This window comes from Streptodolium elevatio, from assembly GCF_053592165.1.
The window spans coordinates 1-12,170 of sequence record NZ_JBSFVE010000014.1; the positions used below are offsets into that span (position 1 = coordinate 1).

Below are 12,170 nucleotides of genomic sequence, written 5' to 3' on the forward strand. Positions count from 1 at the left end.
GGGGTTGTTATTTGGCGTTGACTTTTGGCACGCTGTTGAGTTCTCAAGGAACGGACGCTTCCTTCGAGACCCTTTCACCGGTCTCTCCGGGCGTTGCGTTTCCTGCTGTGTTTCTCAGGATTTTTGTGTCGGTCGCTTCCGACTCCGAGAACATTACATGCCCCGCGCCGCAACACAAAATCGCCTGGGCCCGCCCTTCCGGACGGGCCCAAACGACCTTGCGGACGGGGTCAGTTCGCCACACAGCGCCCTGACCCCGCCGGCGTCCCTACGGCTTGTTCGCCGCGGTCGGCACCTCGCCGATGTGCTCCGCCTCGGCCGGCTGGACCGACGGCTGCCCGTCGTGCGTGAAGGCGATTCCGTACAGCGTCGGCGCCACCGCGCCGTTGCCGACGAGCTCCACCTTGTACTGCAGGAACCGCGACCCGCCGCCGACCGTGCTGCCGGAGGCGCCCAGGTCACGCCACTGCGTCCAGGTGGCGTCCGGCACCGCCTTGCTGCCGGTACGCACCGAGACCTTGAGCGACGTGCCCTGCGGCAGGTCCGCCTGCCAGGTGGCCTGGAGCCAGTTGACCATCTGCGACGCGTCCAGGACCTGGGACGTGTAGCCGCCGGCGGTCTGCTTGTCGCCGTCCTTCACCTGCTTGACCCGCAGCGGGATCCGGTCGGTGAGGGTGTCCCGGGCCGCCGGCGTCATCGCCGGGAGCTGGGCCTTGATGTCGGCGACCTTCGTGCCGTCCACCGAGAAGCGGAAGCCCTTCCCGTCCCGCTCGACCGTGTAGCTGTGCGGCGCGCCGCCCCAGTCGCCGTCGATCTTCTTGTCGGTCCGGTCGCGCCCGCCGACGCCGACCGTCAGCGCGTGCAGACCGTCGGCCCGCCATTCGAAGACCGCCGCCGGGCCGTTGACCGGGTCGCCCCAGCCGGCTACCTGCGATGCCGGGCCGTCGAAGACCGCCTGGAAGTCCAGGCGCCGTCCGGAGGACGGGGCGAGGCCGACGCCGGCCGCCGTGCCGTCCAGCGTCAGGGCCCCGTCGTCCACGGTGGTGTTGCCGCCCGGGGCGATGGGCACCTGGCCCCACGGACCGTTGCCGGTGCCGTCCGCGAAGTCCTGTTCGGCCTGGCTGCCGAGGGTCAGGACCCCCGCGGTCTCGTCGACGACGGCTCCCCCGGTACGGGTGCCCGTCGCGAAGGTCGGTCCGGTGTGCTCGGCCACGCCGTACTTCGGCATGTCGAACCTCGCCGTCCCGGCCTTCTTGCCCGACCAGTTCGTCTCATTGCCCGCGTCGTCCTTCGACACGAGCTGGAAGGCGTACGACTGCCCGGGCACCAGCCCGGTGACGACCGCCTTGTGCGTGCTCACCGGCTCCTGGTCGTCGGCCGCCACGCGCATCTGCGCGGCGCCCTGGCCCACCACGACCTTGGTCGTCGAGGGCTCGTCCGTCTTCCACGTCACCACGGCGGTGCCGTCCGGCCACGGGACCACGCTCTGGTCGGTGATCTTCGGGGCCTTCTTGTCCGCCTTCGGCGTCCTGAACTCCAGCGGCTTCTGCGCCGGGTCCGGGGCGACCGTGGTGCGTCCGGCCGCGTCGACCGAGGTGACGCGGTAGTAGTACGTCGTGTCGGGCTTCAGCGCGCCGACCTCGACGCGGTGCTCGCCGGCGCTCTCCGCGACGTCCTTGACCGGCGCGAGGGCGTCGGCCTTCTCGCCGAGCGCGACCTTCGTCGTCGACGGCGTGTCCGTGGTCCACGAGACGTCGGCGGTGCCGTCCTTCTGCGGGTCGACCGCGAGGGTCTGCACCTGCGGTGCGGCCAGGGCCGCGGCGTAGGTGGCGGTGTAGGCGCCGGAGACGCCGTTGAAGACCGCGTACTCGATGCCCTTGACGGTCTTCTCGGCGAACGGCACCGGTACGCCGCCGCGGGTGAGTCCGCTGAGCGTCTGCCCCGACGGGCCCGCGGTCGGGATCATCGTCATCAGGTTGGCCGCCGCCGCGTTCGCGTTGACCGTGAAGGTGACGTTGTTGCCGGTGCGGGTCAGCCCGGTGATGGACGACTGATTGCGGCCGTCCGTCCACTCCAGCAGCTGCTTCGCCGAGACGACCGGTACGCCCTTGGCCTTGGCCGCGGCGATGACGGCGTCCTGGATGGTGATCTGGTCCACCGCGTCACAGGTGCCGGTCGTGTTGGCGAGCCTGTTGTCGAGGTGGTTGTTGAGGGTGATGGCCGCGTAGAAGCCCTGGCTGCCCTGGGCGCGGTCGACCATCGTGTTGAACTGCGTCGGGTACGTCTGGCAGAACTCGTCGTGCAGCTGCGTGGCCGCCTGGTACACGTCGATCATCGTGCCGTTGGGGTCCGCGAACCGCATCGGCATGCCCGAACCGGTGTAGTAGCCCGGCGCGTTCTTCATGAGCGGCGAGCCGTACGAGTTCGACCACACGTCCGGCAGGTAGTAGTAGTTGGTGTCCATGCGCACGCCGTTGGCCAGTTCGACCGTGGCGTTGGTGCTGTAGTCGGGCCACGTCATGCAGTGGGTCCGGCTGGTGGTCGGCGTGTAGCCGTACTTGCCCTCGAAGTCGCCGAGGCTCGCGGTGAACGCGTTGGTCAGCGTCGACTGGATGACCGGCTGCGGGGTGTTCGGGTTGACCCCGACGCAGTGGCCGTTCTCGGAGACGTGGCGGCCGACCTCGTAGCCCTGCGTCCGCCAGCTGTTGACGGTGGCGGAGGACGCCTCGCCGTCCGCGTCCCAGATGTAGAAAGTGCCGCGCATGCAGCGCCAGTTCTTCACCCAGTCGGCCTGCGTGAGCGCGCCCGTGCATGCGGGGTCGCTGTTGGCGTTGTACTTGCTCACGCGGTCGGTGATGCCGAGCTGCGGGGTGTTGTGGTGGTCACCGGTCGACACCAGTACCGCCGGGTGCAGGTCGGGTGTCGCGGATCCGGCCTTCCCGGGGAAGTACCAGAAGCGCGGTACGGGTGCCTTGTCGCGGTTGGCCTTCTCGATGACGTTGGCGAGCAGCCGCTGCTGCTCGTCGGCCTGCGGCACCTCGACCCGGTTCAGGTCGATCCAGTCCCGGTAGAACATGTCGGTGGAGCGGAGGTTGTCGGTGAGGGTGTCGTTCTCCTTGTTGGCCTGCGCCGGGTTGCCCTGACGGGTCAACACGACGGACTTGGCCAGGTCGAAGGCGAACGCCGTGACGGTGCCGCTCCCGACGGTCCGCTGGGTGACGGCCGGCTTGCCGACGCCGGTGGGCTCGGCGGCGCCGGTACGCCGGAACAGCTCCGCGATCACGGTGGTCCCGGCCGCGGGCGTCCACTGGTCGGCGTTGCCGTGGTACTGGATGGCCCGGTCCGCGTAGATGCCCGCTCCGGGTCCGGTGGTGTCCTGCACCTTGAGGTACTGGTCGCTCAGCACACCCGCGCTCGAGGTCAGCCCGGTGAGCGCGGACAGCGTCGCGCGCGGGCGCATCGTGATCAGGTTGCCGCCGTTGTTGACCCAGGTGGTCAGGGCGGTGATCAGGGTCGGGCTCGGGTCGAGGTCGCCGAGGACGACCGTCGTGTACTTGTTGAGCTCGGTCGGGTTCACCGCGCCGATGTCCAGCGTCGTGAAGGAGTTGAGGCCTTCGGCGCGCAGGATCTCGCTGTAGTAGCAGGCGTACGGGTTGGCGTTCGACGTCACGACCAGGATCGGCCCGGCGTTCGGCGACGAGCACGGCGCGGGCGGCGGTGCGGCCCCCGTGGTGAAGTTCCAGGTGGCTCCGGTGCCGTTGTTCCCGGCCAGGTCCTGGAAGTTGCCGAGGGTCAGGGTGTACTGCGTCGAGTACGCGAGGGGCGCGCTCGGCTTCAGCAGCACCTGCGTGGGCTGCGCCGGGTCGTCCAGCTCCAGGGTGGCGGGCACGGTGGTCGCGCCCTGCTTGAGGGTGAAGCTGATCGTCGCGGGCTTGACCGCCTCGCTGAAGTCCACCTCGGGCTGGATGGCGATCGGCACGCCGGTGTCGTTGGGCAGCGGATTGCGGTTCGCCAGGACGGGCGCGACGGTGTCCGTGCCGTCGGTGTCGAACAGGACGTCGACCCAGTAGTTGCTGTTCTGGTAGCTGTCGGTCGGGAACGTCGTGCCGCTGGCGTACTTGTAGACGCCGTTGGGCGCGCCGCCGATGCTCGCCGGCGCCACGATCTTGGCGTTGCCAGCCGACTGACCGGAGAAGAAGCCGTTGGCGTACGCGTAGTTGCCGCTCATCGTGTGGTACGACGCGATGTACGTCGTATTGGCGGTCACCGCAACGGGGTTCGCCAGGTTGACGGTCTTCCAGCCGGACCCGCTGAGATTGGTGACGTTGTCGACGCCCGCGATGCGCGCGCCCGCCGTGTTCCACAGGCTGACCGTGAAGGGCCCGGTGTTGGCCGAGCTCTTGTAGAACTTGATCGCCTTGATGAAGCCGTTCGCCGTGGTGTGGAAACGTACGCCCAGCTCGTTCGGCGAGTCGTCGTTGTTCGGCGTGGCCACCGGCTCGCTGCCGGTGAAGATGCTGAACGTCGACGTCGAGGGCGGGGTGGCCGCGGTGGTGAACGACCACGTCTTCGGCGCCATCGTGTTGCCGGCGGCGTCCTTGGCCCCGCTGACGGTGGCCGTGTAGACGGTGGACACGGCGAGGTTGGCGGTCGGCGTGAAGGTCGCCGTCATGGTGCCGGCGTCATATGTCCCGGTGCCGGCCACCGTCGAGTTGTCGGGCTTCTTGAGCTCCCACGCGACGGTCGCGGGCTGCACGGCCTCGCTGAAGGTCGCGCCCAGGCTGGAGTTGACCGGCACGGCCGTCGCGCTGTTGGCGGGCGACGTCGTGGTCACGGTCGGCGCGGTCGCGTCGACGCCGGGCTCGAACACCGGGTCGACCCAGTAATTGCTGGCGTTCCACGAGTTGTTCGGCATGACCGTGCCGCCCGCACCGGCCTGGTACACGCCGTTGCCCTGACCGCCCCCGCTCGCGGGCGCGGTCAACTGCTCACTGTCGAACACCTGGTTGAAGAAGCCGGTGGTCGCCGTGTAGCGGCCGTTGGGCGCGAGGTAGGACGCGATGTACGTCGTCCCCGCCGTCACGTCGACCGGGGCGGCGAACATCTGGGTCTGCCACCCGGACGCGGTCTCGTTCGCGAACGTCACCTGCGTGGCGGTGCCCGTGGTGGTGTTCCACAGGTAGCCCTTGTGCACGCCGGTGTTGGCCGGGTCCTTCCAGAACTTGACGCCGAGCACACGGCCGTTGACCTTGGGCGTGAACCGCACGCCGAGTTCGACGGAGATGGCCTCGCTGTCCGGCCCGATGCCCGGGTTCGTGGTCCCGAACAGGGAGCACGGGTTGCAGGGCGCGGCCTGTGCGGACAGCGGTGAGAAAAGCGTGAACAGCAGCGCCGCGACCGCCGCGAGGGCCGTCGTGACGCTCGACAGGGCCGCGGCCTTCTTCCGACGCGAGCGGAAGGGGCCGAAGGCCCGACGGGGTCTGAGGGTTCGGGAACGCGGCGGCGCGTGGCGGCGTGCCATCGTCGGTACTCCTATGTGGAAGTTCGATACGGGCGGCGGGGCGCCGACGCGGCGCCCCGCCCGAAGACGTGCTGCTCTGGTGGGCCGACCGGCGGTCAGCTCGTCGTGAACGTCACGTCCACCCAGTAGTTGCTGGCGCTCCAGGAGTCGGTCGGGAAGCCCCCGCCGGTGCCCTGCCGGTAGACGCCGTTGCCGCCGGCCGGACCGGAGGCGAGGGCCTTGACGGGGCCGGTCCCGGCCTGCTGCACAAGGCCGTCCTGGTCGGCGGCGTACCGGCCGACCGGGGCGTAGTACGACGCGACATAGGTCGTGCCGGCCGTCACCGGGACCGGCGTGTCGAAGGTGACTTGCTGCCAGCCGGTCGCGGTCTCACCCGTGAAGGTCTTGGTCGCCAGCAACGTGCCGGACGCCGACCACAGGTGTGCGACGTGTGTGCCGGTGTTGCCGGTGCCCTTGTAGAACCGCACGCCGGTGATCGAGCCGTTGACGGTCGTGGTGAACTTGACGCCCACTTCGATCGGTATCGACTCGGGGTCGGACGGCGTGCCCGGCACCGTGCCCGAGGGCCAGATGGTGCACGGCGCGCAGGTCGGCGGCGGGGTGGTCCCGGCCGTGGTGAACGACCAGGTGACGGGGTTCATCGCGACGCCGCCGGTGTCTTTGGCACCGCTGAGGGTTGCCGTGTAGACGGTGCCCGGCAGCAGGTCGGCCCCCGGGTCGAAGGTGGCGGTGCGCGTCCCCGCGTTGTACGACGCGGCCCCGGAAACCGTGGAGTTGTCCGGTTTCTTGAGCTGCCACGTGATGGTCGCGGGCTGCACGTCCTTGTCGAACGTCGCGGTCAGGTTGGACCCGACCGCCACATTCGCGGCGCCGTCCGCCGGGGTCTTGCCGGTCGGTGCGGGGCCGACCGGCGGCGGGGTCGACGAGGTCGTGAAGACCACGTCCACCCAGTAATTGGCGGCGTTCCACGTGGCGTTCGGGAACCCGCCGGCCTCGCGGTAGACCCCGTTGCCGCCGGACGTACCGCTGGCCGGGGCGGTCAGCGGGGCGCGGGAGAACTGCGCGGCGAAGTAGTTCTCGTCCGCCGCGTAGCGCCCGTTCGGCGCGAAGTAGGACGCGATGTAGGTTGTGTTCGCGGTCACCGGGACCGGCGCCGAGAACATGACCTGCTGCCAGCCGCTCGCGGTCTCGTTCGTGAAGGTGGCCTCGGCCAGCTGGGTGCCCGACGAGTTCCACAGGTGGCCGACGTGCGTCCCGGTGTTCTCGGCGAACTTGTAGTAGCGGACGCCGGCGATGTAGCCGTCCCGGTCCGGCTTGAACTTGACGCCCAGTTCGACCGGGTCGGAGTAGTTGTCCGCACCCGAGCCGGGCACCGTGCCCTCGGGCCAGATGGTGCACGGACAATTGACGACCGGCGGTGGACCGCCGCTGCCGACCACGACGTTGACCCCGGCGCCGGGGGTCTCGCTGCGCACGCTGTCGTCGGTGGCCCGGCTCTTGATGGTGATCGGGCCGGTGGCCGTCGGCGTGAAGCTGTACGTCCACGACTCGCGCCCGGTGGTCGCCGGGTGCCAGGTGGCACCGTTGTCGGTGGAGACCTCGACGCCGCCGACCCGCCCGCCGCCGCCGTCGACCGCGGTGCCGGTGATGGTGGTGGCCTGGTTGACCGCGATGTTCTGGCCGACGACCGGCGCGGTGATCTGCGAGGTCGGCGGCGTGGTGTCGGCTGACGTGGTGGGCGCGGTCATGCCGGCCATCAGGGTCCCGGGCAGCACGCCCATGTCGGCGAACAGGTTGAGCGTGGCCTGCTGCACCGCGGTGTCGACGCTTCCGGTGCCGCTGGTGCGGGTGTTGTCCAGGCCCCACGACCACTGGATGGTCCCCGCGCCGAAGACCAGTGCGCCGCTGGGCGCGCGGTACAGCGTCAGGTGGTGGGTCGCGGTGCCGTCGGCGTACGACGAGCCGTAGTCCTGCAGCATGTCGCCGGATTCGGTGGTCGTGGACAGCCGGATCATGTTGGCCGGGCGCGCGCTGTTCTCGGTGTCGACGTCCCACTCGTAGCCGAGCAGGCCGCTGCCGAGTGTGGTCTCGGTTCCGGCGGCGAGTGTCGCGGCGCGGGTGTTGCGCCAGAAGCGCATCTTGCCGTCGGCGCTGTTGACCGTCATGTCGGTGGTGCAGCAGTTGGCCTTGAACTGCTGTCCGGTCAGCGAGTTCTCCGGCTTGCCGCCGTCCGCGGGCGGCGAGAAGCGCGGGTCGCGCCACGTGCCGGTCCACATGTTCGGGCCCGCCGGGTCGGTCTTGTCGTCGTCGAGGGTCTCCTTGTAGGTGACGACGGTGCGGTATTCCGCTCCCTCGCCGTTCATGCCGCCGTTCTCCCAGCGGGTCTTCCAGAACAGCTCGTTGCCGGAGAAGAACGCCAGGTTGACGCCCGCGTCCCGGGCCGCCTCGACGTTGGTGCGCTGCTCGGCCGACCAGTACTCGTCGTGGCCGACGGACAGGAACACCTTGTGGTTCTTGATCAGTTGGCCGCGGCGGGCGGTGTCGGCGTTGGTGGTGTAGCTGACGTCGTAGCCGTTGCGCTCGAGGAAGCGGATCATCGGGTACTCGGCGTTGAACAGCCAGTCCTCGGGGTTGTCCCCGCGCGTGGTGAACGGCCGGTTGTAGCTGACCTTGTACGCGCGGCCGACCGGCTGGCCCTCGTAGAGGCTGTTGCCGCCGTACTCGTTGTACGCCTGCCAGGTGGTGTCCGACGCCTGCATGAACAGCTTCGACGTCGACGCGTCGTCGCGTACGACGAAGGCGATGTGGCTCGACCCCGTCGTGCCGTCGGTACGGACCAGCTTGGCCAGGTAGTAGCCGGAGACCGACCCCGCCGGAACCGTCCACGAGGCGGACTCGGCCCAGTTGGAGCAATCGATCAGGCCGGTGTTGGCGTCGTCGGAGTTGCAGCCGGGCTGGTTCTGCGGCAGCGGCGCCGACGGATTGACCGTGGTGATCTTGCGGGCGCCGTTGCCGCCGTAGTAGCCGAGCCGGTAGATGTCGAGGCGGTACCCGGTGGCCGGGGTCTTGACCTTGAAGCGGACCGTCTGTCCGACGTTGACGCTGATCTCGGTCGCGAAGCCCTGGATCGAGCTGCTGCCCGAGCCGGTGACGTCCCAGGTGCTGCGGGCGGTGCCCGCCTTGCTGTTCTCGCACACGATCGCGTTGACGACCGGTGCGTCGCACGGCCCGGCGCTGGCGCGGCCGGCGGTGGGCAGCACGATGGCCATCGCGCCGAGCAGCGCGAACAGCACGAGATAGACCGGCGAAACGGTGCGCCCCCGCCACCGCGGCCGAAGTCTGCCCCCAAGTTGCCGGAAACCAGGACGGCGAAATGCCGCGGAATGCATGATGGCGACCCCTACCCCTAGGACCCGGTCGGGCCCTCTCCCCAGAGCAGCCGGCCGGGCCGCCTGCCGACGTCCCCCACGGGTCCGATTCCGACGGGGGTGAGCGTCGCCGGCAGTTGCCTGCGCACAGTGTTGCGCAAGAACATCGCTGATGTGGGCACTTCGAAACGGTTGCCCCGCCGAGCGCGGACGCTGGGTAGCATGCCTCCACCGGACCGGGCCGTTTGAGGGGGCTCTGGGGGCCTGTCCGCGATTCGCCTCACCGCCGTATGTGCAGCCGGGGCGCGGTGGATTTGCAGCCGGAATGCTGAAGTGCCGATTTGCCGATGTGCAGCCGAAGCAGTGGGGGGCTCATGAAGGTCGTCGTGACCGGTGGTGCCGGTTTCATCGGGTCGAATCTGGCGCGGGCGCTGCTCGCGCGGCCCGAGGTCGACGAAGTGGCGGTGGTCGACGACCTGTCCACCGGTTCGCTGGACAATCTCGCGGGCGTGGCCGTGGACTTCCACCGCGGGACGTTCCTGGACGAGGAGTTGATGGACAAGGCGTGTGCCGGGGCGGGCGCCGTGGTGCACCTGGGCGCGCTGCCGTCGGTGCCGCGGTCGATCGAGGCGCCGCTCGCGAGCCACCACGCCAACGCGACCGGCACGCTGATGGTCCTGGAGGCCGCGCGGCGGGCCGGTGGTGCGCATGTGATCGCGGCCTCCTCGTCGTCGGTGTACGGGGGCAACCCGGTGCTGCCCAAGCGCGAGGACCTGCGCACGATGCCGCTGAGCCCGTACGCGGTCAGCAAGTTGGCGACCGAGTCGTACGTGCTCGCGTACGGGCACTGCTACGGGCTGCCGGTGCTGCCGTTCCGCTTCTTCAACGTGTTCGGCCCGTTGCAGCCGGCCGACCACGCGTACGCGGCGGTGATCCCGCGCTTCGTCGACGCCGCGCTGGCCGGACGCCCGCTGACCGTGCACGGCGACGGCGAGCAGACGCGCGACTTCACCAACATCGGCAGCGTCTGCGCGGTGCTGACCGACGCGGTGGTGCGCCGGGTGACCCACGACGGGCCGGTCAACCTGGCGTTCGGCACCCGCACATCGCTCAACGCGCTCATCGCGCTGCTCGGCGAGGTGCTGGGCGAGCCGCTGGACGTGGAGCACGTCGAACCGCGGGCGGGGGACGTCCGGGACTCGCAGGCGGACAGCTCGGAGCTGCGCCGGCTGTTCCCCGACGCGCAGCCCGTCGACCTGCGCCAGGGGCTCGCGGAGACCGTGGCGTGGTTCCGGTCCCGGGTCGCGGTGCCGACCCGGGGATGACCGGTGTCCGAAGCACGGGGACGCGGACCGGGCCGGACGGCCGCACGGCCTCGTATCGGCAACGCCGGGAACGCCGGGAACATCGCGGCGGCGCGGCGGGGCTCAGCGGTCGCGCGGCGCCAGCGGCCGGGCAGGCGATCCGACGACGACCTGGCCGGCCGGTACGTCGCGGGTGACGACCGCGCCCGCCCCCACGAAGGCGCCTTCGCCGACCGTGAGTCCTTGCAGCACCACGGCATTGCTGCCGACGGTGGCGTCGGCGCACAGGTGCACGTTGCCGGAGATGTTGGCCCCGGGGTAGACCGTCACGCGTGCGTCGAGGACGGCGTCGTGTCCGACGGTGGCGTTGTAGTGGACCTGCGCGTGCGGTCCGACCGTGATGCTGCTCGACACGTGTGCGTTGGCCAGGACGAGGCAGCCGTCCGCGATGCGGGTTTCGGGGGCGATGACCGCGCGCGGGTGGACGAGCGTCGCCGCGGTAAGCCCGAGTTGGTCCAGGAGTTCCGCCAGGCGTGCGCGGGCGGCCGGTGCGGCGATTCCGATCAGGTACGCGGCACCCGGTCCGGCCTCGGTGGGCCGCAGGACCGGCAGGCCGCGCACCTTGCCGCCGGCGAGCGTGTCGTCGAGGAACGCGTCGACGGCCACTCCGGCGGCGATCGCGGCGTCGAGGGCTTCGCGGCCGACGCCGCCGGCCCCGGCGATGAAGAAGGACATGGCCCCATCCTGCCGTGCGGCGGGGGTTCGCAGACACGACCTCGGACCACACCGCCCGGTGCGGTGACCGGAAAGGCAGCGCGATGATCCCGAAGCGCATCGGGAGCTCCCGTGCGGCGCGTGCGTGGCGGCGGCTGAAGAGGTCGCGGGCCGTGCGGCGTTCGCTGGGCGTGACCGGGCGGATCGACCGGGGGAACCTCTCCCGGTTGGATCTCCTGGGCGTGATCCTCGTCGCGGCAGCGGCCGTGTGGGGGCTGCTGGCCGCCGCCGGGCGTCCGGCGAGCCCGGAGGGGTACCTGCTGGGGCTGCTGACGATCTCGGTGGCGTACGTCGCCGGGCGCGTGGCCGGTGCGCAGTCGGCGTTCGGCGTCTGCGCGGCGCTCGCGGGTGCGGTGGCGGTGCTGCTGCTCCTGTCGCCGGACGCGCTGGCCGGCGAGACCCTCGCGGCACCGCTCGGCTACGGCAACGCCAACGGTGCGCTGGTGGCGCAGGCCGTCGGGGCGGCGTGCCTCGCGGCGCTCGCCGCCACCAGCGACCGGCGGCGCGGTGAAATGCACCTGCTGGCCGGGCTGTTGGTGCTGGGCGCCTTCGCGACACGGTCGCTGGCGGCGGTGTTCGGCGCGCTGGTGATCCTGCTGATCGGGTTGACCGCGCTGTCGGCCCGGCGGCGCGGTTCGTTCGTGGTCGTCGGTGCGCTGTGTGTCGCGGTCGTCGCGGCAGGCACCGTGTACCTGGGCGGCGACCGGGTGTCGGGGGCGTCCGGGGTGCGCGGCACGGCCGAGTCGGGGCTCACCGAGCGGCGGATCGATGTGTGGCACGACGCCTTGGAGTTGACCCGGCAGAACCCGTGGCGCGGCTCCGGCCCGGGGACGTTCCTCGCGCAGAGCCCGACGGCGCGGGCGGACGGCGACACCAAGTCGGCGCATTCGCAGTGGCTTCGGCAGGCCGCCGAGCAGGGTGTGCCCGGACTGCTGTGCCTGGTCGCGCTGTTGGCATGGGCGTACGTGCGGCTGTGGCGCTCCCGGCAGGATCCGGCCGTCGTGGCGATCGGGGCGGCCTCGCTGACGGCGTTCGCGCTGCACGCGTCGATCGACTACGTCGCGGAGTTCCCGGTGGTGCTGGCCGCGGTGGGGGTGGTCCTGGGGGTCGCGACAGCGGCGCCGGACCAGCAGTTGCGGTCCTGGCACCGCTGACGCCGGGCGCGGTCGGTGGTGCCGTCTCCGCTGGCTTCCCCGTCGGGAC

General features: G+C 70.7%; 5 protein-coding genes. 2 read left to right on the plus strand and 3 right to left on the minus strand.

The window, feature by feature from the left end; genetic code table 11:
- Window positions 1-268: 268 nt before the first annotated feature.
- The gene (locus ACWD12_RS24415) at window positions 269-5,521 is read right to left on the minus strand and encodes a DUF4082 domain-containing protein (protein ID WP_450101330.1); all 5,253 of its coding nucleotides are present in this window, start codon (window positions 5,519-5,521) and stop codon (window positions 269-271) included.
- 95 nt (window positions 5,522-5,616) lie between these two features.
- Window positions 5,617-8,814 (minus strand): N,N-dimethylformamidase beta subunit family domain-containing protein, encoded by a 3,198-nt coding sequence (locus ACWD12_RS24420; protein WP_450101331.1) that lies wholly within the window; start codon window positions 8,812-8,814, stop codon window positions 5,617-5,619.
- A 449-nt stretch (window positions 8,815-9,263) separates the two neighbouring features.
- Here ACWD12_RS24420 and ACWD12_RS24425 point away from each other — a divergent pair, with 449 nt between their 5' ends.
- A complete protein-coding gene (locus tag ACWD12_RS24425; protein ID WP_450101332.1) occupies window positions 9,264-10,214 on the plus strand; it encodes an NAD-dependent epimerase/dehydratase family protein in 951 nt (316 codons plus the stop codon).
- A 102-nt stretch (window positions 10,215-10,316) separates the two neighbouring features.
- On the opposite strand, the gene ACWD12_RS24430 is transcribed toward ACWD12_RS24425, so the two are convergent.
- Window positions 10,317-10,928 carry a NeuD/PglB/VioB family sugar acetyltransferase gene (locus ACWD12_RS24430; RefSeq protein ID WP_450101333.1) on the minus strand — a complete coding sequence of 204 codons (612 nt, stop codon included), beginning with the start codon at window positions 10,926-10,928 and terminating at the stop codon, window positions 10,317-10,319.
- Window positions 10,929-11,080: 152 nt separating this feature from the next.
- Here ACWD12_RS24430 and ACWD12_RS24435 point away from each other — a divergent pair, with 152 nt between their 5' ends.
- A complete protein-coding gene (locus tag ACWD12_RS24435) occupies window positions 11,081-12,121 on the plus strand; it encodes an O-antigen ligase family protein (protein ID WP_450101334.1) in 1,041 nt (346 codons plus the stop codon).
- The last annotated feature ends 49 nt before the right edge of the window (window positions 12,122-12,170 follow it).